The organism is Acinetobacter pecorum (assembly GCF_014837015.1).
In the GTDB taxonomy this organism is placed as follows: domain Bacteria; phylum Pseudomonadota; class Gammaproteobacteria; order Pseudomonadales; family Moraxellaceae; genus Acinetobacter; species Acinetobacter pecorum.
The window spans coordinates 253364-277742 of record NZ_JACSPT010000002.1 but is presented as its reverse complement, the minus strand read 5'-3'; the positions used below and the strand labels follow the sequence as shown (position 1 = coordinate 277742).

At 41.4% G+C, this 24379-nt stretch carries 37 protein-coding genes and 1 tRNA gene; 7 read left to right on the top strand and 31 right to left on the bottom strand.

The features are described 5' to 3' along the window. Nucleotides 1-37: 37 nt before the first annotated feature. The 22 genes from H9629_RS02920 to H9629_RS02815 all read right to left on the bottom strand — a co-directional run bounded on the left by H9629_RS02920 (nt 38) and on the right by H9629_RS02815 (nt 13373). Nucleotides 38-883: a head maturation protease, ClpP-related gene (locus H9629_RS02920; protein ID WP_191730513.1), complete on the bottom strand. Its 846-nt coding sequence runs from the start codon at nt 881-883 to the stop codon at nt 38-40. Continuing rightward, nucleotides 852-2117 (bottom strand): phage portal protein, encoded by a 1266-nt coding sequence (locus H9629_RS02915; protein WP_191730512.1) that lies wholly within the window; start codon nt 2115-2117, stop codon nt 852-854. The genes H9629_RS02920 and H9629_RS02915 overlap by 32 nt, the downstream gene beginning before the upstream one ends. Next, entirely contained in the window at nt 2117-3610 is a 1494-nt protein-coding gene (locus tag H9629_RS02910) for a terminase large subunit (protein WP_257232866.1), read from the bottom strand. Before H9629_RS02910 ends, H9629_RS02915 begins: the two co-directional genes overlap by 1 nt. A gap of 232 nt (nt 3611-3842) precedes the next feature. Beyond that, the gene (locus H9629_RS02905; protein WP_121979694.1) at nt 3843-4334 is read right to left on the bottom strand and encodes a phage terminase small subunit P27 family; all 492 of its coding nucleotides are present in this window, start codon (nt 4332-4334) and stop codon (nt 3843-3845) included. Nucleotides 4335-4446: 112 nt separating this feature from the next. Next, the gene (locus tag H9629_RS02900) at nt 4447-4695 is read right to left on the bottom strand and encodes a hypothetical protein (RefSeq protein ID WP_191730511.1); all 249 of its coding nucleotides are present in this window, start codon (nt 4693-4695) and stop codon (nt 4447-4449) included. Between the two features lies 1 nt (nt 4696). Next, nucleotides 4697-5047, bottom strand: coding sequence for an HNH endonuclease (locus H9629_RS02895; protein WP_191730510.1), 351 nt, complete (start codon nt 5045-5047; stop codon nt 4697-4699). A gap of 5 nt (nt 5048-5052) precedes the next feature. Beyond that, on the bottom strand, nt 5053-5250 hold the full coding sequence (locus tag H9629_RS02890) for a hypothetical protein (protein WP_191730509.1): 198 nt from the start codon (nt 5248-5250) through the stop codon (nt 5053-5055). A 45-nt stretch (nt 5251-5295) separates the two neighbouring features. After that, entirely contained in the window at nt 5296-5790 is a 495-nt protein-coding gene (locus H9629_RS02885) for a hypothetical protein (protein ID WP_191730508.1), read from the bottom strand. 45 nt (nt 5791-5835) lie between these two features. Further along, entirely contained in the window at nt 5836-6069 is a 234-nt protein-coding gene (locus H9629_RS02880) for a hypothetical protein (RefSeq protein WP_191730507.1), read from the bottom strand. A 67-nt stretch (nt 6070-6136) separates the two neighbouring features. Next, nucleotides 6137-6412 carry a DUF968 domain-containing protein gene (locus H9629_RS02875; RefSeq protein WP_191730506.1) on the bottom strand — a complete coding sequence of 92 codons (276 nt, stop codon included), beginning with the start codon at nt 6410-6412 and terminating at the stop codon, nt 6137-6139. Continuing rightward, entirely contained in the window at nt 6354-6575 is a 222-nt protein-coding gene (locus tag H9629_RS02870; protein ID WP_191730505.1) for a hypothetical protein, read from the bottom strand. Before H9629_RS02870 ends, H9629_RS02875 begins: the two co-directional genes overlap by 59 nt. 82 nt (nt 6576-6657) lie before the next feature. Continuing rightward, nucleotides 6658-7047, bottom strand: coding sequence for a beta-sandwich lipoprotein (locus H9629_RS02865; protein ID WP_062034556.1), 390 nt, complete (start codon nt 7045-7047; stop codon nt 6658-6660). A gap of 538 nt (nt 7048-7585) precedes the next feature. After that, entirely contained in the window at nt 7586-8257 is a 672-nt protein-coding gene (locus H9629_RS02860) for a hypothetical protein (RefSeq protein ID WP_191730504.1), read from the bottom strand. A gap of 138 nt (nt 8258-8395) precedes the next feature. Beyond that, nucleotides 8396-9097 (bottom strand): hypothetical protein, encoded by a 702-nt coding sequence (locus H9629_RS02855; protein WP_191730503.1) that lies wholly within the window; start codon nt 9095-9097, stop codon nt 8396-8398. A gap of 36 nt (nt 9098-9133) precedes the next feature. After that, nucleotides 9134-9532 (bottom strand): antiterminator Q family protein, encoded by a 399-nt coding sequence (locus H9629_RS02850; protein ID WP_191730502.1) that lies wholly within the window; start codon nt 9530-9532, stop codon nt 9134-9136. Nucleotides 9533-9545: 13 nt separating this feature from the next. Further along, nucleotides 9546-9923: a hypothetical protein gene (locus tag H9629_RS02845; RefSeq protein ID WP_191730534.1), complete on the bottom strand. Its 378-nt coding sequence runs from the start codon at nt 9921-9923 to the stop codon at nt 9546-9548. 217 nt (nt 9924-10140) lie between these two features. Beyond that, nucleotides 10141-10449: a hypothetical protein gene (locus tag H9629_RS02840; protein WP_191730501.1), complete on the bottom strand. Its 309-nt coding sequence runs from the start codon at nt 10447-10449 to the stop codon at nt 10141-10143. Further along, nucleotides 10446-11051: a restriction endonuclease gene (locus H9629_RS02835; protein ID WP_191730500.1), complete on the bottom strand. Its 606-nt coding sequence runs from the start codon at nt 11049-11051 to the stop codon at nt 10446-10448. Before H9629_RS02835 ends, H9629_RS02840 begins: the two co-directional genes overlap by 4 nt. Beyond that, a complete protein-coding gene (locus tag H9629_RS02830; protein ID WP_191730499.1) occupies nt 11051-11863 on the bottom strand; it encodes a replication protein in 813 nt (270 codons plus the stop codon). Before H9629_RS02830 ends, H9629_RS02835 begins: the two co-directional genes overlap by 1 nt. Next, nucleotides 11860-12534: a phage antirepressor KilAC domain-containing protein gene (locus H9629_RS02825; RefSeq protein ID WP_191730498.1), complete on the bottom strand. Its 675-nt coding sequence runs from the start codon at nt 12532-12534 to the stop codon at nt 11860-11862. The genes H9629_RS02830 and H9629_RS02825 overlap by 4 nt, the downstream gene beginning before the upstream one ends. Nucleotides 12535-12588: 54 nt before the next feature. After that, on the bottom strand, nt 12589-13080 hold the full coding sequence (locus tag H9629_RS02820) for a phage regulatory CII family protein (RefSeq protein WP_191730497.1): 492 nt from the start codon (nt 13078-13080) through the stop codon (nt 12589-12591). Nucleotides 13081-13136: 56 nt separating this feature from the next. Continuing rightward, nucleotides 13137-13373, bottom strand: coding sequence for a hypothetical protein (locus H9629_RS02815; protein WP_191730496.1), 237 nt, complete (start codon nt 13371-13373; stop codon nt 13137-13139). Between the two features lie 131 nt (nt 13374-13504). Between H9629_RS02815 and H9629_RS02810 the strand changes: the two genes are divergently transcribed. From H9629_RS02810 to H9629_RS02780, 7 genes are all read left to right on the top strand, one after another. Further along, the gene (locus H9629_RS02810; protein ID WP_191730495.1) at nt 13505-14197 is read left to right on the top strand and encodes a helix-turn-helix domain-containing protein; all 693 of its coding nucleotides are present in this window, start codon (nt 13505-13507) and stop codon (nt 14195-14197) included. A 228-nt stretch (nt 14198-14425) separates the two neighbouring features. Continuing rightward, nucleotides 14426-14668, top strand: coding sequence for a hypothetical protein (locus tag H9629_RS02805; protein WP_005103683.1), 243 nt, complete (start codon nt 14426-14428; stop codon nt 14666-14668). Nucleotides 14669-14707: 39 nt separating this feature from the next. Further along, on the top strand, nt 14708-15082 hold the full coding sequence (locus H9629_RS02800; RefSeq protein ID WP_005103684.1) for a hypothetical protein: 375 nt from the start codon (nt 14708-14710) through the stop codon (nt 15080-15082). 18 nt (nt 15083-15100) lie between these two features. Further along, nucleotides 15101-16000 carry a DUF2303 family protein gene (locus H9629_RS02795; RefSeq protein ID WP_191730494.1) on the top strand — a complete coding sequence of 300 codons (900 nt, stop codon included), beginning with the start codon at nt 15101-15103 and terminating at the stop codon, nt 15998-16000. Between the two features lie 52 nt (nt 16001-16052). Next, the gene (locus H9629_RS02790) at nt 16053-16349 is read left to right on the top strand and encodes a hypothetical protein (protein ID WP_100535043.1); all 297 of its coding nucleotides are present in this window, start codon (nt 16053-16055) and stop codon (nt 16347-16349) included. Further along, the gene (locus H9629_RS02785) at nt 16346-16756 is read left to right on the top strand and encodes a hypothetical protein (protein ID WP_225215696.1); all 411 of its coding nucleotides are present in this window, start codon (nt 16346-16348) and stop codon (nt 16754-16756) included. Before H9629_RS02790 ends, H9629_RS02785 begins: the two co-directional genes overlap by 4 nt. Nucleotides 16757-16923: 167 nt before the next feature. Continuing rightward, a complete protein-coding gene (locus H9629_RS02780) occupies nt 16924-17205 on the top strand; it encodes a hypothetical protein (protein ID WP_191730493.1) in 282 nt (93 codons plus the stop codon). Between the two features lie 30 nt (nt 17206-17235). Here the strand turns inward: H9629_RS02780 and H9629_RS02775 are convergent, their stop codons facing one another. From H9629_RS02775 to H9629_RS02735, 9 genes are all read right to left on the bottom strand, one after another. After that, nucleotides 17236-17517 carry a hypothetical protein gene (locus H9629_RS02775; RefSeq protein ID WP_191730492.1) on the bottom strand — a complete coding sequence of 94 codons (282 nt, stop codon included), beginning with the start codon at nt 17515-17517 and terminating at the stop codon, nt 17236-17238. A gap of 123 nt (nt 17518-17640) precedes the next feature. Further along, on the bottom strand, nt 17641-17814 hold the full coding sequence (locus tag H9629_RS02770; protein ID WP_191730491.1) for a hypothetical protein: 174 nt from the start codon (nt 17812-17814) through the stop codon (nt 17641-17643). 22 nt (nt 17815-17836) lie between these two features. Beyond that, complete coding sequence (locus tag H9629_RS02765) at nt 17837-18376, bottom strand: hypothetical protein (protein ID WP_191730490.1); 540 nt, start codon at nt 18374-18376, stop codon at nt 17837-17839. A gap of 99 nt (nt 18377-18475) precedes the next feature. After that, the gene (locus H9629_RS02760; protein WP_191730489.1) at nt 18476-19486 is read right to left on the bottom strand and encodes a tyrosine-type recombinase/integrase; all 1011 of its coding nucleotides are present in this window, start codon (nt 19484-19486) and stop codon (nt 18476-18478) included. Between the two features lie 175 nt (nt 19487-19661). After that, nucleotides 19662-19738, bottom strand: a tRNA-Val gene (locus H9629_RS02755). A 47-nt stretch (nt 19739-19785) separates the two neighbouring features. Further along, complete coding sequence (locus H9629_RS02750) at nt 19786-21777, bottom strand: transglutaminase family protein (protein WP_191730488.1); 1992 nt, start codon at nt 21775-21777, stop codon at nt 19786-19788. Nucleotides 21778-21793: 16 nt separating this feature from the next. Further along, nucleotides 21794-22699, bottom strand: coding sequence for a DUF58 domain-containing protein (locus H9629_RS02745; protein WP_191730487.1), 906 nt, complete (start codon nt 22697-22699; stop codon nt 21794-21796). A 12-nt stretch (nt 22700-22711) separates the two neighbouring features. Then, on the bottom strand, nt 22712-23674 hold the full coding sequence (locus H9629_RS02740; RefSeq protein WP_171255250.1) for an AAA family ATPase: 963 nt from the start codon (nt 23672-23674) through the stop codon (nt 22712-22714). A 398-nt stretch (nt 23675-24072) separates the two neighbouring features. Continuing rightward, nucleotides 24073-24375, bottom strand: coding sequence for a YbdD/YjiX family protein (locus H9629_RS02735; RefSeq protein WP_171255254.1), 303 nt, complete (start codon nt 24373-24375; stop codon nt 24073-24075). Nucleotides 24376-24379 lie beyond the last annotated feature (4 nt).

Here is a 24379-nt window from a genome sequence, read left to right as displayed (position 1 = left end):
ACCGCCATATAGGCGGTCATAAAATTGGTATCAGGTTTTAAGTGCTAAATTTCTCGGTAGCGTTGCGCATACTTTGAAGAACACTTTCGAGTACATCATTGCTAGCGCTTGGCGTAGCTTGGTTGGTAGCGCCAGGCGTACCCTTTAAATCTTGAATAAGTTCCCGTCGTGAGCTTCGAGACATTCCTGCTTTGGCAAGCAAAATATCTGCTTTATGGGCAGCGACTTTCTCTTTAGTGAAGTTCTTTGTATCTTCAACAACCACATCAGATGGCAGGAAAGCATCAGCAAAGCCACTATCGATAGCATCACGCCCATTGATCCAGCGCTCTTTATCCATATCGGCTTTAAGCCCATCCATGCTCAGTCCGGATCGCACATGATAAATATCAGCAATCGTGTCATCGATCTGCTCAAGGAAATCTGCAGTTTCACGCAAGTCGTTGCGATTACCCCAAAGTCCTGTCCAGGCATTGTGAATCATAAAGAATCCAGCACGGGCAATTTGAATCTCATCGGCTGCCATGGCAATAAATGATGCTGCTGAAGCTGCAACCCCCAATACACGTACAGTCACATGGCCTTTGTATTCACGAAGCAGGTTATAAATAGCCAAGCCTTCAAATACATCACCACCTGGTGAATTGATATTAACTACAACATCAGCGCCATCGAGTGAACGCAATGCCGCGCTGATCCGCTTAGCAGTTACACCAGAATCATCCCAGTAGTCATAACCAATCGGATCATAAATACCAATCGTGTTGTCATTTTCATCTGATGCTTTAATTGCAGGATTCCAACGATCAAAAGCCAACGGCGAAACACCACCTTTTTCTTTTGCATTAAAATTAGCGACTGGCAGCAGGTTTCGTTTGCTCATTATTATCACCTTTGTAATTGGCCCCGACTTTATCAAGCGGAATTAATGCCGATTGAATTGTATAAATATCCCCACCAGGAATAGGTGCTTCATTTTCTTTGCGTCTGACTTCATTACGGTTATACCAACCATGAACAAGTGCAGATGCATAGTATTCAGCACGGCCTTTTGAATCTGCCCGCAATAAGCCTTCCACACCAAACTCAACGTAATAGGTTTCAAACTCTGCCGCACCAATCAGGCACCGTGAAATTTCCTGCTCAATATTGACCAGCAATGGGCGCAAGGTATTGGTCAGGAATTGCATGTTCATGCCTTCAACACTGGAGGCCCATGAGCTTTGCTTATCTAAATGCCCAACCATGAATGGCGGCACCCGGAACCAGCGGCAAATTTCCTCAATCTCAAATGTCCGGGTCTCTAACATCTGAGCTGCTTCAGGATTCATAGTGATGCCGTGGTATTGCATACCATTTTCAAGCACCATCATTTTTCCGGCATTCTTGGATCCCATGAATTTCTTCATATTGTCTCTAAGTGAATCACGCTGATCCGGCGTTAACTTCCCCTGGGCAGATAAAAGACCTGATGTTTGCAAACCGTTTTCAAAGAACTTTGCTGCGGCTTCTTCAGCAGCCTGTGCAGCCCCAATGGTTTCACGCGCTTTCTGGACCTTAAATAAGCCCATCACTCCATCGATACCAAAACCACGAACATGCATCATGTTTTTTTCAGTAATTTCACGGTTAACACCGCTTTCGGTATAAGTGTATTTCAGCATTCCATTAGTCTTGTTCCTGGTCACCACCATGTTTTGGGGTGGCAATGGATTCAATGAAATAATCCGGCCTGATGCACTGCGGATAATTTCAATGTATGAGTTTCCCCATAGGCAGATACTGGCCACAATCATCAGCATGAACCGGCTGGGTGTCATTTCATAGTTTGGTGACCGGCACAAAAGATTGTAGAGCGGATGCTTAACTGCAACATCCCGGCTACCGTCCGCTTTTCGCTGGTAAATCTTAAGAGGCAGCGTTGATACAGTTTCTGAAATCAAACTCACACATGAAAAAACGGCGCTCAATTGAAGCGCCGAATCTACAGTTACATGCTTGCCACTCGATGTGGCCAATAATGCCCTTAATAATTCAGGCTCCAGACTCAGATGCCCATCCAGCCCAAGGAAGCGCAAAGCTGCTTGAGCAAACCGACCCGGCTTCTTTGTACTCATTAAACACCTACCATAATTGGATCATCATAAAATTCATCACCTGTAGGTTCCCCTGCAAGCACCATTGCCCGACTGATGCCCATTAATAACGCTACAGCACCATCAATTTTCTTAAACTTCTTTTCCTTATCCGGGAACTCGGTTTCATTTTTTCCTGTTTTAGAAATAACATTACCGATCATCCAGCTAAGAATTGGATTTCCATCATGATGAAAACGACCTGCAGCAATAGCAGCTTCAAGCTCCTTCATTGCTGGTGAGAATGTCTTTGTGGTTTTGGGCATCTTGATTGAGGTATATCCGGCATCATCCACAGTTTTTGCAATCTGGAATCCACCCCACTCATCGTAAGGAACCTCAGTCAAAGACACTCGCTGAGCATCTTCGATTAATTCCTTTGCAATTTGATTCAGGTCATTCTCATAGCCATCACAGACATTCAGCAGACCTTTGTTGAACCATTTCTGATACCGCTCAACCACCTGCTTTTCATCACCGCTATAAACCGTGTCTTCAGGTAGATAGAACTGCGGATCTATACAGTAGTAATGCAGTCGACCATCATCTTCTATTCGATAGAACAGGTTGATACGTGCTGCAATATCGATTTTTGATGATAGATCCACACACATCATGCAAGGCGTTGCTTCAAAGTCATCAATGTTCAGGTCTGGATTACCGCAGGCCTTCCACTTTTCCATGTTGAAAAATGCAGATTTTGCTGATACCCAAACGTTTAAGTGCTTAGTTTTAAAAGCACCTTGCTTTGATGCGTTCTGAATTGCCCGGCGTTGCTGAGATTCCAGGTAGTCAGAATAAACAGAAACCCCATAATTGGGGTTTGCTTTGGCCAGTACTGCCGGATCTGTCCAGTCATCTCCCTCATCAATGGTCCATATCCAGCCAAACAGCTCATCATCTGGTACGGTATCCAAGAGCATTTCCTGAACACGTGCACGTAAATCATAACAAGGGCCTTCAATATTGAAGCCAGCTGTTGTGATTGTGAAAATCATAGGCTGTCGACGTGCACCCATACCGGTCTGCATGGTGTCATACAGCGCAGATGTTGGATGCTCATGGAATTCATCGACTACAGCACAATGCGGTGACTGGCCATCAGGTGGATCACCAATGATAGGCTCAAAGATAGAACCTTCATCTGGAATCTCTAAGCTACCGGCATTAATCAGTACGCCAGCTGCTTCAATGAAGTCTGGCGAACGTACCGCCATTAAGCGTGCAGGTTTAAAAACTTCCCAAGCCTGCTTCTCGGTGGTAGCACCAGCATAAACTTCTGAACCAAATTCACCATCATTGGCAAACATGTTGAGAGCAACACCAGCGGCAATCGCAGACTTACCGTTTTTACGCGGCACCTCCCAATAGCTTTCACGGAAGCGGCGGTACCCATCTTTTTTACGAACCCAACCAAATGTGCAACCAATACCAAACTTTTGCCAGGGCTCAAGCGTGATACTCAGACGCTTCATTGCCCACTCACCCTTTGTATGGGGCAGCAACTCAATAAAAGCGATCTTCTTTTCTGCTAGTTTTGGCTCAAATTTATAAGGAAAATCTTTATTTTTTGACTTAATCAGGTCATCTAAGTGGCGTTTACAAGCAAGTCTTACCCACTTACATGCAGGTATTTTTCCTGAAACAACCTGCTTTGCCCATCTATTTGCAATGCCAACGTTTGGGAAAGCTGTCATTTCGGCCTCGCTACATATTCAGCACCTGCGCAAATTTATTTGTTTTAGGTTTATTACCCCCACCACCTAACCGCCCCCGGGAAGATGGATCCAGACCCAGCATTGCTCCAAAAGAAGCCATCTGTTTTGATGCTTCATTCACTGCAGTCAAGGCTGGATTTTTAATCGTACTGCCTTGCGCTGTTTCCAGTGTTGGTCCTTTTTGGACTACTTCTTTTTGGGCTACGCGCAAGTTGTGGTAAGCCATGCAGAACATTTCCACGTTGTGCATATCTGTAATTTTAAGAACTTTATTTTTTAACAGCTCTGGAATAACCGAACGCCACATCATGTCCGCGTACTCCATTGTCGAAAGATATTCCGGCACATCAATATCAACGACATCAGCAAATTCAGGCACATTGGTATTGAGAGGACGTCTGCCCGGGTTGCCAGCTGCCCGTTTTGCTTCCTGCGGTTTTGGCTTTCGGCCACGCCCAGGAACAGAAGAAACTCCACCCATTTGTCAACACCCTGAATTTTTAATTTCGCGCACGTAAAAATGAACGGAGGGGGGCGGTCATTTAGGCAAAGGCCCTGAACTCTCGACCCACCCCTCCCCCTCTGGAAGATTTTTAGCCTTCATTTCTTGCATTTTTTGCCTGCTCTTTCATGATGCTGACCAACATATCCAACTGCTCTTCATATCCATCACCAAGCAAGTGGAATAAGTCAGCAGATGCACGCAACATGATTGTTGAAGCAAATACTTCTCTTGCTTCTTGCTGCTTAATATCATCCGCAAAAGTTTTCAGGTTCTTGTCGTAAAGTCGGTGAGCTGAACGCGAAGCTACAACACCAACATGAGTGATTCTTTTACGCATCTTATTTTCCTTCTGTAGCTGTTTTCTCTCTATGACACGGCGCACACAATGACTGTAGATTGTCTGGATCATCTGTACCACCATGAGCCTTAGCCTTGATGTGATCGACGTCTGTAGCCTCAGCCACACGCCCAGCAACGGCGCATTTCACACAGAGATAGTTATCACGCTTCAATATGCTTTCACGCAGTAATCGCCATGCATAACCATAGCCACGCGCCGTAGTTGATCCTGATCGGTCTTGGCGTGCTGTCCAGTTGCTGCGCTTATGTGCATGCTTATCACAATAGCCTTGTTCTTTTGGTGACTTAGTTAGGTTTGGACAGCGAAACTCACGGCATGGTCTGCTCATATCCATCAATCCAAATAAGGCGACTTAGGCTCATCATCCTCATCGCCTTCAATCTGAATCAATAGCTCATTGATCTGAGCATTCTGTTCATTGTTGATCTGGATGAGTTGGTTGTTTTGCTGTATCAGTTGGTTGTTCTGTTCGAGTAGCTTTAGGAGTAAGTCGTTCGATACACAACCGCATTCTTTCTTTTGATCGCTCATATTGTTTCTCTATCCATTTACGTCGTGCTTCACAGCCTTGGCATGTCATTGCTTCATCTCCCACGCATACTTCAAATCATCAGGTGTGTGCAGATAGCACCCATGCTTATTACAGAACGCATGAATGTCGTTTAGGTATTCAGTGAACTGATCTACCGTTGCATCTGTGGTGCTGATCAATTCATTCAATCCATCTGCCACAGCTTGGTATTGCGGATGCTTCTGACCTCTTAAAACTCTAACTGCTGCAAATGTCTGTTTGTATTGTCCAACCTCATCACGATCATAGATACGCGATAAGAATTGCTTCTTGAAATACAGATGCTCTGAATCTTTATCCGTGCCTTGACGCTTTGACCATTGAGACATCCACATCCAATACAATCTATTCTGTGCAGTGGATCTATCATCTTGTTTCTGATCAATCACCACCCTTAACGGCCTACCCTCATTAATCGCTTGAGTGTAATTGGTATGCATGTAATTAATGGCTTTAGTGATGTCAGCATGCGACTGGATAGGAAACACGGCTTTTTGCATTTCCTACTCCCAATAAAAAACCACCCGAGGGTGGCTTGTTTAGAGCTATCGAGGACAGTGACGCTCCCAATCTGCTCTCATTAATAATTTTTCATCTTCCGATAGTGGAGTTAGACTAAAAATTGAAAAGATCGCATCATGATATTCAATTCTATCTACGCGATGATATGTTCCTATTGAAGATATATAATTATTAACATGTCCAGGTACCAAGGTGGGGTCAAATTGATATTCGCCCAATTCATCCTTTCGGGTTTCAAAAGATTGTTCAGATTTCATAGTTCATCCATAAGAAATTTTAGACAAACCACTTTACTGTAAAATTTGGAACGATACCTAATCAGGTTTAAAAAACTTCTCTATCTTCCATCACCAACATCCGCTCAACTCTTACCAACCACTGATCAAACATTTCTTCACTCTCTACCCGATTACCCAATTGAAAAGTATCGAACTGGAAATGACATGAATGGCATAGCGGAATAGTGAACTCATCACTGGCTTTAATCCCTCTACCCTTACCATGCTTTGCTGAATTTGAATGAGCAGCCTGGCTATGTGGATTACCGCATCGAATGCACGGCAGCTTTCTGATTGCTGCGAGTCTTTTGTGGTTGCGCATTTAATTGTTCTTCTATGCCGTGGATCTGCTTATTTACCTTACGAAGTTCAGCACCACACATTTCTTTAAACGCATAGCTTGAATACAGATGGTTGTAATTCATTAAGCGGCTGCGATTCTTTTCCAGAACTTCTAAATTCCGTTTTGCTTCTACTATGTCCATAAGCACCACCAATAAGAAAAGAAAAACCCCGCCAAATTAGTTATCTGGGCGAGGTCTTATGTGCCGCAATACGTCCGGCGAATTATTTGGGTAACTTCAGATCCACATCAGGAATGATAACGCTTGGTCTGAAATCAACTTTGTACTGGTAGGTACTGACACCTTTACTATTTAGCTGCTCGGAAAAGTAAGTCACATTGTCAGAAATGCCTAGTGAATGCTTTTTAAATTCCGTATCGCTGGTCTTGCAGGTCACATCAACCTTTCGCTCACTAACAGCTTCAAAGGCACACTTGCCTTCAATTGTTAGAACATAATCACCAGTAACACCGTTATAAAAAACGATTCGTCGATCTAATTGAAAGTTGTCTGCTGCATGAGATAGGTTGCGTGAAGCAACTTGAGCATCACGCGAACAACCAACGAGTGCTGTTGCGCACATCAAACCGACTGCTAATAATTTCATTTTCATTGCTTTAATTTTCTCCGGGCATTAAAAAAGCCCGATCAAATTAATGAGCAGGCTTATATTTTTGATTTTGTATTATTTAACTTCTTTCAAGCAATCACGACACACTTTGATTTCTTCATCATCAACCGTGTAATCGATTTCAGTCACGCCATACAGGCCGAATAAGTAAAGGAAAAATTGGAGCATGTGAATCTCCTAAATAAAACAACCCAGTTATCCAAAATGAATAACCGGGCTGAGTAGTTTCGTAATTTAAGGCTAACTTATGCGTTAAGAGCTTGCCAATTCTCACAGTAGACACTCGCCTTTTTAGGTGGTCAATCCAAGGGTGGGATTTATTTAAATCTCGACACCCATCTATGCACTTTGCTGACCAGCACAAAGCGTCTATCACTTTTTGGTATGAAGGACTGATAGATAACCTTCAAGCATTAGAAAAGCCCACCATTTGGTGAGCTATCTTCACGATTAAATAAGAGCAGTATCTAAATGCCACACCTTGGTGTTTTACTTTTTATTATCAATTTTCAGTATTTTATTAAACTGGATTATCAGAGATCTTTAATTCACTCCTAAGTTTAGCGGAAAACTTTTCACTTTCCTCTCCAAGACTATGTATGAATCCTTGAACCGCCTTCTCTAATTTTTCTTTTTCAACGATAAATTCAGCTTTCAATTCATTACAAGCAAACTCTTTCACCTCAATCTCTCTTAATTCGGCAATCGAAAGATTGTTCAAATTTTTGTGATCTTCAATGAATGCAACAAACTTTTTCGAATAGCTATTTAGTTCATTTTTCTTAGCAATAAATTTATTAATAAGAGGCATCAAAGAATGAATTCCCTTCCCGACCTCCAGAGCAAATTTATCTACCATATCTTTATTTATATGATCACAAATTAATTTCACTTTATTGATGGCAATAAAAAAATCTCTATTATTATTTAATAAAATTTCAAAAAATTGTTCTGGTACAACATTAACTAGCTGAAGGTCATTTACTAAATGCTGGTACTTAGCAATTGCATCCAAATAAACCTCACGCTTAGCTTCAAGAATATTATTATGTTGATGTAATTTAATTCCACTCTGCCAGGCATACCAAGCAGCATAAATAATACCCGCAGCACCTATGCCAGAACTTAATAATACTGCCCAAAAATTATAATTGGCTTGAATTTGAGCTGCCTGTATCGTAGCGGCGGCCATGACCAAATCTTCCACACGCACCCCAATATAATTAAAGCCCACCATATGGCGAGCTTTTAAGTTCTATGTAGTCGTATCAATGCAACTACAGCGACAATAACACAAATATAGTAGTTTGCTGCGCGCAATGCAACAGCTTTATTCTTCTTTGTATTTAGCATAAGTAGCTATATCTAATTCAGGATTATTTTTTGCACCCAACTCACTCCGTAATAAATGAGTTACAGTTAATGCTTTTTCATTTAGTGTATGTATTAAGTTAAATGTGATCGGCTGAAGCCTTTGTTTTTCTTCATGCACCTCTTCGCGTTTCTGATCGAGTTGTGATCTACATTTTTCAATCTTATCTAACCATTTTAGATCTACGTCAGATTGATTTATTATTTTATTATACTCAAGATTTATCATTGTTAAATCGATTTCCAGATCTCTAATTTTGTCAGTATCTTTAGTAAATGATTCAAACTTATCCATTACTAGTTTAGAAAAAACAATAAGAGACTCTTTGTTTTCCGACTTACACACAAATAAAGCTTTATCTATTTTCTTACTAAATAGAACGATAGACTCAAATAGTGCTGGCCATCTACCACTCACATCGACAAGAATTAAATTAAACTCTTTGCTTAAATTTGAGTAAGCATCAACCAACTCTAAATAAACATCTTTACGTGTTTCAGCGAGCCTAGCTACTTTCTGATGGTGTAGAGTTGTATACCAAGAAACAATTACACCTATTGCAATTGCCACCCCACCAATTGCGGCTGCGCATCTAGTAGCTGAAGCCTGTATTTCAGCTGCTTGTATAGTTGCTTGTGCTGCAAGCATTTCTTCTATCATTTATAAAAAATCCCCTATATTTAAGACGATAATATCTCACAAATTCTCGCAAATTACTTCTAGTCGACTATCCAGCCAAGTTTCAGCCGCTAAAAGAAACTTATCAATATTACGGCGATCCACCTTGGTCTTACTCGCCAACACGGCGATCGGATACCCTTTCAAATAATGGAACTCAATCCACTGGTATAGATCTGGCCGTGAAAAGCGCAACTGCGTCACCAGGTGATCAATAGCAACCAAAGCATCATCATCCAGCATCACCTGAATACCTGACGACTTCTGCCCCTCTTTCAAACGCATCAAACCATATGTAGGTGAGGTATAAGTCAATTCACTTGGATTATATGAAGCATGACGCGCCCATTTACCCCACTGCGCCAATTCATTCTGCATCATTCGAACAGTTGGTTTTACTTCTACAATTGCGCTCATTTATATTCTTCCCTCAAACCTTCCAAAATCTTTTAAAAACCAACATTGCTGCATCACGTGCATGCTCATTCGTGCGACCAGTCCAACCAGTTATCTTCTTAAATAGATCCGCTTTGGTTTTAGTCGCATTTGCTTTTGGGTGAACCATGATGTAATTGAACTCTTGTTCTATACACCAGTCTTCCCAGATCTGCGCATCACGCTTTACCGACCCTACGCCTTGAGCTTTTTCTTTACCGCCAGTAAACCAAGTACGTTTACGGGCATCTTCGATATACAGCTTAAAATTATCTTTCCCATGAATCGCTTTTATTTCCTGAACAGCTTGCATTGCCTTGGTGATGCTTAAGCATTCCACCTGGTGCAACTCCCCACCGTTGCCGTGGTCCATTGCCACGGCGTAACCGGTTTTAACTCCTGTATCAATGCCGATGAGGATTTTCAAATCACAAACTCCTTATCCTCTTTGCACCAGCACACATATGCGATCTGCACGGTTAAGTTGCGGTACCCAATGCCCTGATCAAAATCAAATAAGCGGTCCCCATAGATATATTTCAGTTGTAGATAAAAGGACTGAGCCATGAAGAAAACTTCGAATTGTTCTTTCATCCCTCAATCACCTTCATATTCGGGCTAATGTGGTTTTTGATATCACTAAACGTATCAATGCGGTCGTGGTCGGCTAGAGCGGTGCGGAGGAATTCGAGCTGAATAGCATCTTCCGCAAGCTCTGGATGAACCGGAAACCAGCCGTGATCCGGCAACCACATTTGGAAGTAGTTAAAAAAATATTTGTAGTAATCAACTTTGTTTTCAAATTGCTGACCAAAACAAAAAAATAATGTCGTACCTTCAGGCGCCCCATCCACAATCTGCCCACACTTTTCCAAACCCAGCTTTTCGATTAAGTTCATGCCGCTCTCCTTGGACGCTTAAAAGCACCTTTCACTTTTGCAGCCAATTCAGGCGGACACGGCACACCTTTACGATTGCGCTCGTCATAAGTTAAAGACTTAGCCTTGCCCTCTTTCTTCCACATTTCCTGCACACGGCCTTTTTCCTTCGCCCGTGCAAGGTAGTCCTGATAAATCGCATTAAAGGCGTAATGCGCTGCTTTCTGCCCCTCTACGTTGAGGATATGGCGCACCTCATCAAGACTGCGCTTCGCAAGTGTCGTAATTTCCGATTTTTTATCGTTTTCAAACTGCAATGCTTTGGCCCATGCCATATCTGCAGTCCACCAGTCACCGCCCTGCTCACACCAGCTACGGAATTTTGGAAGGTTTGGACACCACTCTTCAGAATTCATACGCAAGATGCCGCGAGTGATATCAGCTGGAGTCAGGCCGCTCAAAACAGTGCATGCCAACTGAACAAGCTCTTCATCTGAATAACCTGCGTATTTTTTAGTGAACTCAGCGCCGTAGACATCACCAATTCGGTTTAAAACCAGTTCTGCAACTTCAACTGGGAAGTTCACAGCAAAAGCATTTTCGAATAATTGAATACTGCTCATTAGTTTGACTCTCCCACTGTGCGCATTTGATTTGGATCTGCCTGGTTGCCAAAGCGACGGCGCTGCAGTGGCTGTTGGTTTTGAACTGATGTTTGTTGTTTAGGTGGATAAACGCTTTGATAACTTCCAATGATTGAAGCTTCCAGTGACTGGTTTGCCTGATCACCAAAGCCCATCAATTTTTTAATCAAAAGGTTTACGGCGTTTTCAGTAAGTGGTTTTCTGATGCTGTTGCGCATATCAACAAATTGAATCCATAGATCACGATTTACGTTCACTGGTAACTCAATTGCTTTTGCATCAAACAACGGTTGTTTTTTAGAAGTGGATTTCTCAGTTTTTTCAGAACCCGATTTCTTCTGATCGCCCTTATCTTTATTTGTTTTTGTATTAGTTGTTTTTGAGTTGTTATTGTGTGTCGGATTTTCCGACAAGTTGATGTCGGTTTTTCCGACTACCCCTGTCGTATTTTCCGACAAGTTTGCAGTAGTCGGTTTTTCCGACAAGTTGGAAATTTCACGCTCAGCAAGATCACTTAATGAGTAGAGTGTTGCCTGGTGATCACGACAAATTTTTTCTACCAAACCAAGTGAAACTAATTTTTCAGCACCAGAAATCACAGCATCTTTTCCATAGCCTGTAAATTTCATAAATTGCGAGATACTGATTGCATCAGTTTCTTTCTGCCAGCCACGAGTTTTGCGAACAATCAGAATATAGATTGCCAGCGCTGCACCTTTCATTTCAGCCATTACGCCGTCATCAATGAGAGCATTAGGCAGTTGAAAGCTATTAGGAACAAAACTACTCATGCCACTACTCCTTCACTTGTAAGCTTCTCAATTACCCATGCTTCGCCTTTTGTAGTGAACATTGGTTGAGAGTGACCTGTAGAGGTCTGCTTTAACTCGCCTAGACCCTGATCTTCAAACCATGTATTAAAAACACGACTGCGCTTATGGGCTTTGTTATAAACACGGAATTCGTCAAGGATTTTGTTTAGGGCTACAGCTGACATTCGAAGCTTTGCAGCAACCTGTGTTGCAGTTAAGAGATGTGATTTCTCAACCACTGTGTCGTAATGGCTGATTTTTGGCGCTGCAAGTTCTAATTGACGCGCCTGATCGGCTGCTAATTGAAGTGCTTCTGCAAAAGTTTGAGGAAGTTGGACAGCGTTTTGGTTTTCAAGATCATACCAACGCTTGACCAGTGCTGCTGTGAACTCTGGGCAAAGCTGAGCGACTACGGTGATTGAGTCTAATTTTCCTTGTTCGCCTGAAAAAACATAAACGCTTGTATATTTATTTGGGCTAAGTGATTGTTTATTTTCAACTTTCACCATTGGAGGAAGTTGAATGACACCGCGTTTTGCCAGTCGTTCTATTGATAGATTAACTGCTCGTAACTCGGATTGAACAAGCTCTGAAATATCAAGACTTGTTATACCTTGTTGATTATGATTAAATTGTGTCATCATATTCATGTTCATTTTCCTTCTAGGGTTGGTGGACAAACCGGAAAAGCCTGATCTCGCAAATCAGGCTTTTTCTCGTTGCAGAGCTGATAAATACTTTGCACACTCGCCTTTCATGGCTTTACGCAAAGACTGAATTTTGTGTTCAATTTCTTCCAGGATGCGATCTGTCTCATCCATTTCAGCAGGTGTAACCACACCGTCTTCCAGAGCAGATAAAACCTGCTTGTTTGCTGCACCATTGCCAACATTCATACCAAGCAGCGATTCAAGAACACCTAATTCATGATCCTTGCCTTCTGCTTGATCTACTGGAACCAATACAAAACCTAATTTGTGCGCCCATACTTTTAATGGAGCTGGGTTTTGCGTATAAGTCAGCATTGCTTCAAATGCTTTTAGACTCGGCAAATGGTTTTCCATGTTTGGATTGGCATAGTTCAAAATCGTGTTATGAGATACGCTAACAACATCAGCTAGCTCTTTTGGAGTTATGCCGCTCGATTGGTGCACCATCTTGTGCAAAGCAGTTTTGGTCTCTTTCGATATATCCATGTGAACACCTTGTTTACTTTCACGTTTATTAAAAAGCTAATTTGTTGATAATTGGTTTAAGCAGCAACAGTGTGGTGTTTAGGATTGGCCTTATCCATAAGCCAATCCGTGGTAATAAGGCCGTTACTGTTGCTAGCTAATGTTTGTGCATAGTTTGTTTCGCCCGTATAGTCTGTTCGAGGAAGCGATCCCTTTGCTTCCATTTTTCGAACCGCTACATAGGAGATTCCTAGTAGATTTGCTGCGGTTGTTCGCCCACCTACAGCATTAATTGCTTTTTGCATGGGGTTCATGATTTAAACCTTAATTAAACCAGATGTACTTTTTTAATTAAACCATCAGTTACATAATAATGCAACCTATGGTTGATTCCTTTAGGCCGGTTTTTACTTGATAATTTAACCAAAGGTTAAAGTGTGTAGATATGGAAACTCTTGTTGATCGTTTACAGAAGGCTTTAAGTGCCAAAAAACTTTCATGGTCGAAAGCTTCAACCATGATTGGTCTTAGTCCTCAAGCGCCATCAAAGTGGAAAAAAGGCCAAATAAGCAGAGAAACCCTAGAAAAATTAGCTGGAATTCTTGAGGTTGATGTTGGGTGGCTTATGACTGGTGGTGAGCCTATATCAGCTCAGGCGGAAAAAACCCAGCCCGTTATTACTCAGGAATATGGAAATGTGAAACCAACAGGGAAAACGTTGAGGGAGATTCCAGTGCTCGATTTTGTTCAAGCAGGCTTATGGAGAGATGTTGTTTATGATGGGCTTCACCCTAAAGGTAGAACCTACACAAGTTATGAGGGTATTGATCCTAAAGCAGTATTTTCCCTAACTATTGATGGGATGAGTATGGCGCCAGAATTCTTACCTGGTGATGAGATTGTAGTGGACGCTGCAAAAGCTCCAGTTCCAGGATCTTTGGTTGTGGCTCAAGAAATCCAACATGGCTCAGCATTAACAACATTTAAAAAATATCGTGTTATCGGAGTTAATGAGCATGGTGTGGACATTGTTGAATTAGTTCCGCTTAACCCAGACTTCCCTACTTACAACTCTTTGCAAATAGAAATTTCAATCATTGGTGTGGTTGTTCAGCACCATAGAGAGTTTAAATATTAAACCTATTCATCCCTAGTAAAATCTACAAACAACCCGCTTTCAAGCGGGTTTTCTTTTATCTATTCAATAATCATTAAACCTAATTTTAACTATTTTTCACCTATGGTTTAATTTACTCTTGCTTTATGTTTATACCTTTGGTTTAATATTTCTCACAGACAACAAAAAGCCCCAGCGTTGCACGAACAACCTGAGGCCTGACCCACCCTGAATGTGAGTGAAATTATTATGAATAAAAACCCAATCCAAAGCAACCTGCCAGAGTTCGGCCAATCGAGCATGACTTCTGAGTGCTTATATCAACACCCAAAGCCTAAATCTGTAGCGAAAGAAGTCGCTTCAAATGTTGCAGCTTGGTCTTTAGTTTTCTCAATCCTTTTAGGTCTTTCGGCAATGTTTATCAATCAGGCAGACAAAACGTCTAATCGCCAGGTTGAAGCCATTGCCACATCTGTTGGAACAAACAACTAATTAAACACGGCCTACACAAGTAATTTTTGGAGAATAACCATGTCAAAAAACAAAACCTCTTTCGCTCAAACACTTGAAAATTTACGTCACGGTACTGTGGCTGAAGAAATTGACGAGCTGCTTACTGAAGCACTTCAGGCAACAGCGGATACCGGCAAGCAAAGTAAGGTCACTATTTCTTTGACCATTAAGCCAAACGGCAACGGCGTCTACAAAATCATGGATGACGTTAAATCAATTCTTCCTAAGTTCGATAAAGAACCAACTGTTCTATTCACCGATGGAAAACAGCAGCTTGTCCGTGAAGATCCACGCCAACAGAAATTGAATCTTGAACAGATCCAATCAAGTGGTCCAGTAGATGTGAAAGCTCTGCCGGAAACCAAAAAACCAACTTTCAAAAACCTCAGCTAATTAAAAGGCCTTAACAACATGAATAACTCTGAACTAAATAATCAAGTGGGTACAGTAATGCATAAAGATGCTTTCGTAATTGGTCAAACTTCTCTACAGGCAGCTGGTGACGTTTTACCTTTCGTAGTTACACCTGAAGGTGGCAGCGTACATACCTTTGAAGAAACATTGGAGCGTCCGCTTCAACTTAAGCAAGCAACAATCTTGCATACAGCAAAAGACCTGATCGCTTACGTCACTCGTTTTGCAGACAGCGACTCAATGGTTTTCGTAGATGTGCTGGGTGGAAAAATTCAAGCGGTACTGGACTTCCACCAAGCCGAAAAAGTTGCAGGTTATGGTGCTAATGCTTATCAACGCCATTGCAAACACACTGCCCATTTCATTGTTAGTAAAACTCCAGAATTTGAAAAAGTTGTAGCAAACTCTGGCCGAAAAATGTCACAGATGGATTTTGCATTATTCCTAGAAGATGTAATGCCGTATGTGAATCAGCCTGCTGCAGCTGAGCTTTATGAAATCGTGAATACTCTTCAGGCCAAAACCAATATCGATTTCAAATCTGGTACTCGTACTGACAATGGCCAAGTGTCATTGACCTACAACGAAAACATTGAAGCCAGTGCCGGACGCCAAGGCAACTTGAATATTCCTGAGCAGATTGTATTTGGTATTCAGGTACATCGTGGTGGTGAGCATTATGCCCTTCCAGCTCGTTTCCGCTACCGCATCAAGGATGGAAATATTGCTTTGTGGTACGACTTGGATCAGCTCGAAAAAGCGATTGAAAAGTCTATGGAAGATACCGTGACTTATATTCGCGAAGGCAAAACCGTATTCAATAATGATGATACTGAAACGGCGTTACCAGGTGTTCCATCATTTGTGACGATCCTTGAAGGCTCTGTAAATATCTAACCATTAGACCGGATGGCCATGCACTGCGCATGGTCATTTAAAGGATAGTGAAATGAATTACCCACCCATTGAACCCAAAGGCACCAAGAAAATTCATTTTAGCCTGGCTGCACCTTTTGAAAACTGGCTATTGAATGACGGGTATCAACCAAAACTGGTCAAGCATGCCGCCTTGGTTCGATACAGCAAATCAAATAAACCTACGCTTGAAATTGACAGCACTGGAAAGATGAGCGAAGCCACCCAAAAGCGCTATGCCATTTTTCTTAAGCAGTATTTGAAAGTTGGTAAGCCCTTGTTGGTTTCTTTACGGGCTCAAGCACCAAAAGTATTAAGGATGGCGGCATGATGGATATTTCAGAAAAACAAGTTGTATGGCTTGAGCAAAAACCATTATTTGAGGCTGAGTTTATTCACTCTCATCTTCTACCGTTTTTCAACTTCAATGAAAACACTGGTGATTATGAAATCAAAAGTGAATGTGTAAACAACACAGATGATGAAGATCGAAAGGTTGCTTATGAGACTTTAAATACCGGTTGGGTTATGTGGTTACGTGCAAAACGTGATGCAAAAGCCCAAGCGGTGCCGGAAGGTTTTGTTTTAGTACCGAAAGAACCAACTGAAGCAATGATCCAAAGAGGCACTAAAGCTAACTCTGAATGCCTTAACGAAAATGCGCCCCTGGGAGAGAGATTGTTCCGACACCCTGCTCTTCAAGTTTACCAAGCTATGGTAAATGGATCAGGAGAATAAAGTTGAGTGATATTCAAAAACCGTGTGAGCCCTGTGAAGATAGCAATATCGATAAACAAGTCAATCTGATGGACCAATTCATTGAAAGCGGTGAATTCAATAAAACTCTAAATGATTTTTTCGGGTTACCTGAATCAGTAGTTCAGAGCTTAAAGGAGGTGTCTTAAATGGGAATTTTTCAAATCACCGTACAAGGTGAAGCACCTCAATTATTCGTAGGCTCTGAAGTTGGCGGTGCAAAGATCGTATCGATCAAGGATGTAAGCCCAAAACTGGTATCAGCTGCTGAACTGGCTCAGTACTACGGTATAAGTGTAGATGCTGTTCGTGATCGTTGCGCAGAGATTAACAAAGGTACTTGTGGCAAATGTCTTTACGATCCAGAACAAGCGAACTTGATTTTGACTGCTAAGCCTGTGGCCAAGCGAGGGAGGAAGAGAGCAAATTAGCTCTCTTTTTTATAATGACATATTAAAAAACTATACTAATAAACTTTTTGGTTTATTACGCTTATACAGTTTAATTATCTCAATAAAAAAACCTTCTTTTTCTGCATTTGATAACTGACTTTTACTTTTTAATGTATCGAAATTAAGCTCGCGTCCATTAAGCTCTAAGATCCATTTGGTTAAATAAACGGAATAACGATGAACTACATTCCCATGGCGCTTATATAGATATTTCGTTTCAGGATCCAAGTATTCAAACTGATTCATAAATTCAATATTTTTATCATACAAAGCTTGTGTTTCACGATCCATACAATTAACCCTAATATTATTAACTTACTACATATAGCTTATAGAAAACTCTAGAAACATTAAATCCTCACTAAGTAAAAACCCCCTATTAAAGGGGGTTTTTTGATCCAAACGTATATTAAGTTAAGCGGCTTTATTCAAAATACTATCCGTGCTTTCTTGCATACTTGATAAAGGAGCAGTTGTGTAAGTCATTGACTTAAGGGATTCAAATGCAACTTTTTCAATTAATTGTTCACACTTAACTTTGTCAAATTTTGATGCATTGCCTAATGTTAAATTAATTACATTTTTCATAGTGGATCCTTTTGCTTAATTTTTAGTTTTTAAAACGAAAGGCTAACCAACGAGGCCCTTCGAATTTAACTGTTAAATTAAGCTCATCTAGAGCCTGCGAAGTAGCGGCTAGGCCATCATGCAGCTTTGTTAGATATTCTAATGTTGAGTCATTACGTGCGAAAATTTTAGTACACCCGGAATGAACGTTTTCTGCTAAAAAAGTAGACACACAAGATGCTAAAACTTTAGCATTGAATAAATCATATTCCTCTTTCGACAATATCTCAAGAGCAGGACTAAGATCAATCGACATAAGTTTAAGCGTTTTTTCCGATCCCATTTTAACTTTAATCACTTCTATTATCGCTACAATACGACCAGATCCCTCTTGAATACCTAGGAATGTAGACTGATTATTTCTGATTGAATAATCACCAAAGAGCTGATTTGAGATAATATGAGTAAAGTTACTTTCTATTAAAAACACTCGCTGCTGATCAAATGAAGCTTTCTCTGCTTCAGCCAACCATTCTGCTTGTAAATGACTTAATAGTGATTCATTTAAAATAATTTTGTTCAAAATAATTAACCCTTTTGCTTGTTCATTGTCTACATGTCGCTCACATACTGAATTTAAAGCTATTTTTTATAAACATCAAAGGGTTTTATAAAAAATAGCTTACGCATCCATCATATCCACAATATCTTCCACATCCGGGTTGTAGTAAGTATTCACCAGAACTTTGATATTTTTATGCCCTGTCACCTTGGCCAGAACTTCTACCGGTAATTTCTGGTTATTCACAAACCGAGTAATGGCCTCATGACGTGTGTCATGGAAATGAATATCCGCTAATCCTACTTTTTCCTTACGGCGTTCCCACATTAACCGAAAAGCATTCTCAGACTGAGGAATTAACTTGTCCCCTTCATGATCGATCAGATCCAGTAAAGCCAAGGCCTTTTTAGTCAGTGGTACATTACGAGCATCACCGTTTTTGGTTTTAGGTAAATGCACATGCCGATCATAAATTTCCGACATGGTAATACCAAGGATTTCACCACGGCGCATTGCTGTTTCCAATGCAAATAGAAAAGCCCATGCAACATAGTGCTCTGGTAATGTCGGTGTCTGCCCTTCACGATAATTCAATCCTTCTAAAATGAGCTGAATTTCTTCATCACGAATACGGCGATTACGCGCTTTAGGTTTGGCCGGTTTTTTAATGCCCATCCATGGATTAGTTTCCAATAAGAAAAGCTCTTTGACTGCATAGCTAAAAACTGACGAGTACAGCGCAATTTCTCGCAGTACTGTATTTGCCCCAACCTCTCTTAAGCGTTTATTACGCCAGGCGGTTAAATGCTTTGGTGTGATGTCATGAATCGACATATCTGCCAGGGCACCAAACTTTTCATCAAACGGCGCTAATTGTTCTTTGACGTATTTGGATCCGCGAAGCTTTCGCCCATGCTCATCATAATATTTATGAAAAAGTGTTTTGAATGGGTAGTGCTGTTTTACGCCCAGATCTTCAGAAAGTTTATTTGCCTTTGCCTCAAGCATCTTTTGCGCAGCCCATTGCTCGCATTCTTTTACGGTGTCTCTGGTTGCTGAATATGTTGTTCCAGCAATCATTATTTTAATTCTGTAGCTTTCACCGCGCTTGACCGCTTTAGGCATTTTCATGATCTATAACTCTATATTCTTGGTCTAATCTTGGTCTAAATTTAACTGCATTATCGGCAAAAAGTAGCGATTTTACGGATAGTGCTGTTAAGGGTAGACTTTATTCAAGACAACAAAAAAGGGTTTTAAGCTATTGTTTTCGCTTAAAACCCTTATAACATAACGTTTAGAATCTTGGTAGGTATAAGCAGACTCGAACTGCTGACCTCTACGATGTCAACGTAGCGCTCTAACCAACTGAGCTATACACCTAGAATGCTTGGCATATTATAAATTTTTTCTCATGAAGACAAGCCTTTTCATTTAGTTTTTAAAACATCCGCACAAGTTTTAAGCAAATCCTTGAATTTTTTCATTTCTTGCTCCGTCATTGTTATTCCTGAATACAGATTTTTTTCAAAAACCTTTATGGCTTGAATAAAGGTAGTCTGGTTTTCAACCTGAACCTGCTGGGATAAACGTAACATCCACTGATGAAAGGTTTCAGCTGGTTGTTTTTTGAGATCGTCAGCTAAAGATTGATTCAACTGTTGAATCGCACGATCATATGGAGCTTGAGCTTGTTTTGCCTTCAGATAAATTCTCAAGATGTAGAGGAATATTAGTATACTGATACCAGATATTAGTATAACGACGCTGGAATAGATTGAATCTAGGCCCAATTTCGCTAACCAGCCCTGTTGTGATTCTGCATTATAACCCACCACCTTACTTTGCCATTGGTAGCTGGCATAATCGCTCCAAACACGTATTTTGGTCATCCACTGATTATTCTGTGATGCCCAGGTTGAATTATTTGCCGATACACGTTCATCTTGAGACATTAGATTTTGCATTCCGTTGTCTATACGCTGTGGAGCAATCATAGTGGTTGGATCAAAGCGCTGCCATTTCTGATCAATCCAGACCTCTGTCCAGGCATGGGCATCCATTTGTCGGACCTCCCAACTCATCCGATCCGGGGCCAACTCTCCCCCTTGATAACCTGTGACCACCCGTGCAGGAATTCCAACATAACGCATCAACATTACGAAACTCGATGCATAGTGTTCACAAAACCCCTGACGGGAATTAAATAGGAATTCATCAATCCGGTTTTGTCCCAATTGACCCGGTTTTAAGGTATAAACAAAATTATTCTGCTGATACCAGTTCAAGACTTGTTGCACATAACGACGTGGCTCTTTAGCACTTTGTTCATATAGATGTAATGCCAATTTCTGGGCTCGAGGGTCTAGGCTACGCTGCACTTGAGTATTCATTCGCTCGATATATTGGCTTGGCAGTGTTTGAGGCTCGTATTTTGTACCGACCCATTGTAATGTAATCGGTTCAACGCGTTGCGTAAGCCGTCGCGGTACAATACTCCAGTCCTGACGGTTATAATAACGGCGTTCCACAGGTATGGATTTTTCCAGCCCCATGATCCAGAACACCGAAGGATCTGCAGCCAGATATTGATAACTCCAGCCTGTAGACACTGCAGATGTATCCATCGATGGTTGCATTAAAGGCTGTTGATTGCTGAAATTGCTGGTCCAGCGCTGCCCATCATATTCATCTAGTACCAGGGCTCGCCAATACAACTCTGAACGTGGTGGGAGCTTGCTGACATCACCGATAATCCGGAAAGCAAGGGCACTGGATTGGGACAATTCGGCAATATCACCGGGCGACATGCTGTCGCTAATGCCTGTTACACCTTTGTTTTCTGGAATAGGAATATACCAAAGCGGAGGCAAGCGCGGGAAGAAAATAAATAACAGTATGAAAAATGGAACGGCGTAGAAGACAAACTGGCCCACATGTTTGGCATCCTGTTGCAATGCTGTGCCCAGAGTGGTCTGTGCCTGTTCAAATTCGCTGGTCTGAATCCGGTACAGGCCAATCAGACAGCTAATTAAACACAGTACAATCACGATTGCCATCCCAAATGACTGACTGTATAAGAATGAACTTGCAGCGACAAACAGGGCAAAATTAAACAGGATAATCAGGTCTCGTTTATTTTTGCTTTCCAGTGATTTGGCAAATAAAAATGTAGATAAAACAGCCACTCCTGCATCTACGCCAATAAAACTTTGATAATTCAAATAAATACTGCCCAGTGCCAACGACGTCAGCAGAAAAGTACCAATTTTTGGAAATGGCTGCTGACGCTTCTGATAAATCCAGATACACAGAATACTGATGGCAAAAATTATACTGAGTAGCACAGGAATAAATGCCATTTGGGCGATGAGAATCAGCCCCAGAGTCAGTACAATCGAGGTACAGATTTTTGCATTCATCGTTTCTTTATCCACTTTAGGCCTGCGCCAACAATTGTTTGGCTTTCCGCAGTTGTTCTTCCCCTGCGCCCTGTGGCAACTCGGCCTGTGGCAAATGCAGGCTATAGGCACATTGCTGCTGCTCGCACTGCTCGACCAGCCCCATTACAAATTCAAGTTTTTCTTCATGTGACTGGCTTGGCATATGCTCATAATGAATCTCGATACTGTGTTCATCCTGATATTGTTCAAAGACTTTGACATACAGGCCTTGTCCACGCGCAAACTGCTTCCAGGAGACAGCCTGCAAGGAATCCCCAGACTGATAATTGCGTAATTCACGAAATTCATCCATATCCGGTTCAAAGCGGTTAAAGTAATATTTATTTTCAGCCGTAAAAGCTTCAGCCTTAGGAGCAATCCAGGCAGAATGTTGATGATAAAGATAGGTCCAGGCTCGAACCAGACCAAAGGGATAAACCGAATAAATCTGAATGATCGGGTAATCAAACTTACCACGTTGCTCTGTGTAAAATGGCAGGATAAATTGCTGCTTGGCTGCATTCAGAAAAAATTTTGCTATCTGATCTCCTGCCTTGATATATACATATCGTGGACGAAGCTGCTGCTGTTGAAAATAAAAATGTAGATTCAGGCTATTCCCTACCTGACCAATATCATCTGCAATTAATTCAATTTTCAGGTCATGCAATTGTTTGAAAGTCAGATAGAAACTAACACACAGCACGGCACTGATTAAAAAACAAAAACCTAAAATCAGGTTATTGGCATAATTCACTCCGGCCACAAAGGTGATCAAGATCAAAACAAGATACAGATAACCCTGCCGATAAATAAATACCAGAACATCTTTCTGTGAGAGCTGTTTCTGCTGTGAAAATTGAAAGCGTTTGGCCAGCCATTTTTGCCAGGTTCTATCCAAGAGAAAACTCCTTTAGCTGACCGCAACCTGTTGCATGACATTAAAGGCTTCTGCCTCACTTAAACCCAGACGATGTGAAGTCACCGCAACAAATACGGCCTGTACATCATCGGGCGTGACAAAGGCACGTTGCTGAATCAGGGCATGTGCTTGTGCTGCACGCTTCAGGGCCAATAAGCCACGTGTGGAAAGTCCATGTCGTTTTTTACGGGTTTCTTCTGCCAGATCGAGCAGATATTCCTGAATGGCTTCACTGATAAATACCTGATGCGTCAGGCTTTGTAGTTCCAGTATCTCATCTTCAGTGAAAATATGGGTCAGGCTCGCAATCAGGGCAAAACGGGATTCCTGCTGTAATAAAAGTTTTTCTGCATGGCGCGATGGATAACCCAAGGATAAACGCATCAGAAAACGGTCAAGCTGGGATTCAGGTAAAGCATAAGTACCACTTTGAAACAGCGGGTTTTGTGTTGCAAGCACCCAGAAGGGTTTGGGCAAGGCATAGCGCACGCCATCAATGGTGGCATAGCCTTCTTCCATGGCTTCAAGTAAGGCACTCTGGGTTTTGGGACTGCAACGGTTAATTTCATCTGCCAGTAAAATCTGGGTAAAAATCGGCCCTTGTTTAAACTCAAACCGGTGTTCTTTCTGATTAAACATATTAATGCCGATCACATCACTGGCCAGCATGTCATTGGTAAACTGGATCCGTTGGAACTTCAATCCTGCCAGATGTGCCAGACTGCTGGCTAATGTGGTTTTTCCCAGCCCGGGTAAATCTTCAAACAGGACATGTCCACCCGCAATCAGGCAACAGAGTGCCAGTTTGGTCTGAGCCTGCTTGTCCAGCACAATGGCATTAACTTCTTCAAAAAAATGCTGGATCTTGGGTGAATAACTTGCAATCTTTTGTTCAAGCCCTGTATTGATGTATGCAATGTCGTTATTTTCCTTTTGTTTCATGCCCCAGATCACAGTAAATTCCTTAATAAAACATGGTCTAGGATTAACATACACTGAAATTTAAATTTTCCCAAAAGATCAATCATCTGTCTATGTAACTGAATAAATACACTCACTAGAAAATACCGGAATAGAAAGAACATACAGAAATGAGATCTAGAAAATAAAAATGACTGCTACAGACAGAGATATTTTTTGATCAAATATCAAAATACTTATAGGACTTTGCCGTCTCTTGAAAAGACTTATACATAAAAATTCATACTTAAAAGGTATATACACCCAGATCATTTTTTTGATTTTTATAATTTTTTTGGAAATAGCTCAACTCATGCAATCAGGGTTATTAGGTGGCCTATTCTTTTAGAGAAAAAAAAGCGCCCCGAAAGGCGCTTGCTGTTACTTAACCATTAACATGGACATTTCTTCATACCACCTGCGGATGGATAACGCGAATCTACACAGTGGCGATAGAAAGTCTTAGGATCCATGGGTTCCAGATCCGGGTGATGCTTGCGCATATGCTCCACATAGGTCTGATAATCAGGTACACCGACCATCAAACGGAAACTTTGCTGCAAACGTTGCCACAAGGTCGCAATCCGTGACCAGTTTTTCGGATTCAGGATCAAATCCTTCTGCGACATCACGGTCATCTTGATGATTTTATAAATCATCGTTTTCCCGCTTTTGGCAAACTTCAGATTCATAATATTC

What these genes read in the sequence shown, in the direction of transcription:
- H9629_RS02840 (WP_191730501.1), bottom strand. Translation starts at nt 10,449, where the DNA reads ATGAACTTAATCGAAAAGCTGGGTTTGGAAAAGTGTGGGCAGATTGTG.
- H9629_RS02850 (WP_191730502.1), bottom strand. Translation starts at nt 9,532, where the DNA reads ATGAGCGCAATTGTAGAAGTAAAACCAACTGTTCGAATGATGCAGAAT.
- H9629_RS02890 (WP_191730509.1), bottom strand. Translation starts at nt 5,250, where the DNA reads ATGAGCGATCAAAAGAAAGAATGCGGTTGTGTATCGAACGACTTACTC.
- H9629_RS02785 (WP_225215696.1), top strand. Translation starts at nt 16,346, where the DNA reads ATGATGGATATTTCAGAAAAACAAGTTGTATGGCTTGAGCAAAAACCA.
- H9629_RS02860 (WP_191730504.1), bottom strand. Translation starts at nt 8,257, where the DNA reads ATGGCCGCCGCTACGATACAGGCAGCTCAAATTCAAGCCAATTATAAT.
- H9629_RS02805 (WP_005103683.1), top strand. Translation starts at nt 14,426, where the DNA reads ATGAATAAAAACCCAATCCAAAGCAACCTGCCAGAGTTCGGCCAATCG.
- H9629_RS02905 (WP_121979694.1), bottom strand. Translation starts at nt 4,334, where the DNA reads ATGGGTGGAGTTTCTTCTGTTCCTGGGCGTGGCCGAAAGCCAAAACCG.
- H9629_RS02855 (WP_191730503.1), bottom strand. Translation starts at nt 9,097, where the DNA reads ATGATAGAAGAAATGCTTGCAGCACAAGCAACTATACAAGCAGCTGAA.
- H9629_RS02775 (WP_191730492.1), bottom strand. Translation starts at nt 17,517, where the DNA reads ATGGATCGTGAAACACAAGCTTTGTATGATAAAAATATTGAATTTATG.
- H9629_RS02900 (WP_191730511.1), bottom strand. Translation starts at nt 4,695, where the DNA reads ATGCGTAAAAGAATCACTCATGTTGGTGTTGTAGCTTCGCGTTCAGCT.
- H9629_RS02825 (WP_191730498.1), bottom strand. Translation starts at nt 12,534, where the DNA reads ATGAATATGATGACACAATTTAATCATAATCAACAAGGTATAACAAGT.
- H9629_RS02770 (WP_191730491.1), bottom strand. Translation starts at nt 17,814, where the DNA reads ATGAAAAATGTAATTAATTTAACATTAGGCAATGCATCAAAATTTGAC.
- H9629_RS02915 (WP_191730512.1), bottom strand. Translation starts at nt 2,117, where the DNA reads ATGAGTACAAAGAAGCCGGGTCGGTTTGCTCAAGCAGCTTTGCGCTTC.
- H9629_RS02820 (WP_191730497.1), bottom strand. Translation starts at nt 13,080, where the DNA reads ATGGATATATCGAAAGAGACCAAAACTGCTTTGCACAAGATGGTGCAC.
- H9629_RS02845 (WP_191730534.1), bottom strand. Translation starts at nt 9,923, where the DNA reads ATGGACCACGGCAACGGTGGGGAGTTGCACCAGGTGGAATGCTTAAGC.
- H9629_RS02895 (WP_191730510.1), bottom strand. Translation starts at nt 5,047, where the DNA reads ATGAGCAGACCATGCCGTGAGTTTCGCTGTCCAAACCTAACTAAGTCA.
- H9629_RS02750 (WP_191730488.1), bottom strand. Translation starts at nt 21,777, where the DNA reads ATGAATGCAAAAATCTGTACCTCGATTGTACTGACTCTGGGGCTGATT.
- H9629_RS02835 (WP_191730500.1), bottom strand. Translation starts at nt 11,051, where the DNA reads ATGAGCAGTATTCAATTATTCGAAAATGCTTTTGCTGTGAACTTCCCA.
- H9629_RS02780 (WP_191730493.1), top strand. Translation starts at nt 16,924, where the DNA reads ATGGGAATTTTTCAAATCACCGTACAAGGTGAAGCACCTCAATTATTC.
- H9629_RS02795 (WP_191730494.1), top strand. Translation starts at nt 15,101, where the DNA reads ATGAATAACTCTGAACTAAATAATCAAGTGGGTACAGTAATGCATAAA.
- H9629_RS02880 (WP_191730507.1), bottom strand. Translation starts at nt 6,069, where the DNA reads ATGAAATCTGAACAATCTTTTGAAACCCGAAAGGATGAATTGGGCGAA.
- H9629_RS02810 (WP_191730495.1), top strand. Translation starts at nt 13,505, where the DNA reads ATGGAAACTCTTGTTGATCGTTTACAGAAGGCTTTAAGTGCCAAAAAA.
- H9629_RS02910 (WP_257232866.1), bottom strand. Translation starts at nt 3,610, where the DNA reads ATGAAGCGTCTGAGTATCACGCTTGAGCCCTGGCAAAAGTTTGGTATT.
- H9629_RS02885 (WP_191730508.1), bottom strand. Translation starts at nt 5,790, where the DNA reads ATGCAAAAAGCCGTGTTTCCTATCCAGTCGCATGCTGACATCACTAAA.
- H9629_RS02790 (WP_100535043.1), top strand. Translation starts at nt 16,053, where the DNA reads ATGAATTACCCACCCATTGAACCCAAAGGCACCAAGAAAATTCATTTT.
- H9629_RS02760 (WP_191730489.1), bottom strand. Translation starts at nt 19,486, where the DNA reads ATGAAAATGCCTAAAGCGGTCAAGCGCGGTGAAAGCTACAGAATTAAA.
- H9629_RS02815 (WP_191730496.1), bottom strand. Translation starts at nt 13,373, where the DNA reads ATGAACCCCATGCAAAAAGCAATTAATGCTGTAGGTGGGCGAACAACC.
- H9629_RS02920 (WP_191730513.1), bottom strand. Translation starts at nt 883, where the DNA reads ATGAGCAAACGAAACCTGCTGCCAGTCGCTAATTTTAATGCAAAAGAA.
- H9629_RS02800 (WP_005103684.1), top strand. Translation starts at nt 14,708, where the DNA reads ATGTCAAAAAACAAAACCTCTTTCGCTCAAACACTTGAAAATTTACGT.
- H9629_RS02875 (WP_191730506.1), bottom strand. Translation starts at nt 6,412, where the DNA reads ATGCGCAACCACAAAAGACTCGCAGCAATCAGAAAGCTGCCGTGCATT.
- H9629_RS02870 (WP_191730505.1), bottom strand. Translation starts at nt 6,575, where the DNA reads ATGGACATAGTAGAAGCAAAACGGAATTTAGAAGTTCTGGAAAAGAAT.
- H9629_RS02830 (WP_191730499.1), bottom strand. Translation starts at nt 11,863, where the DNA reads ATGAGTAGTTTTGTTCCTAATAGCTTTCAACTGCCTAATGCTCTCATT.
- H9629_RS02865 (WP_062034556.1), bottom strand. Translation starts at nt 7,047, where the DNA reads ATGAAAATGAAATTATTAGCAGTCGGTTTGATGTGCGCAACAGCACTC.